Annotated in this window: 1 protein-coding gene; it reads left to right on the top strand. The window is 61.6% G+C overall.

Annotated features, from left to right (window positions below; all coding sequences use genetic code 11):
- Positions 1-547 (top strand): aldehyde dehydrogenase family protein (locus tag HX786_RS31630; protein ID WP_256735361.1); only part of this gene is annotated, 547 nt, incomplete at both ends.

The following is a 547-nucleotide window of genomic DNA, read 5'->3' as shown; positions in this document are numbered from 1 at the left end:
CGGTCTCGTGGGCTCGACGCCGATTGCCGAGTACATCTATTCGGAAGCCACCAAGCGTGGCAAACGCGTGCAGGCACTGGGTGGTGCGAAGAACCATGCGGTGCTGATGCCGGACGCGGATTTGGATAACGCCGTGAGTGCATTGATGGGCGCGGCGTACGGTTCTTGCGGTGGGCGCTGCATGGCGATCTCGGTGGCCGTGTGCGTGGGCGACCAGGTGGCGGATGCCTTGATTGCCAAGCTGGTGCCGCAGGTCAAAGCGCTCAAAATTGGTGCCGGTACGTCCTGCGGTCTGGATATGGGGCCTCTGGTTACAGGCCAGGCGCGTGACAAAGTCAGTGGTTATATAGAGGAGGGCGTGGCAGCGGGTGCCACGCTGGTGGTTGATGGTCGTGGCTTGAGTGTTGCCGGGCATGAACAGGGTTTCTTCCTTGGTGGCAGCCTGTTCGACCGTGTGACGGCAGAGATGCCCATCAATGCACTCACGGTGTTATCCAGAGCCGGCGCCGGCATCACCGGCGAATGCATGTTCGCACCAACCAGTGCC

Origin of the sequence: Pseudomonas sp. 21615526 (assembly GCF_013386245.1) — a bacterium.
GTDB lineage: Bacteria > Pseudomonadota > Gammaproteobacteria > Pseudomonadales > Pseudomonadaceae > Aquipseudomonas.
This window is presented reverse-complemented; position numbering and strand designations above follow the sequence as displayed.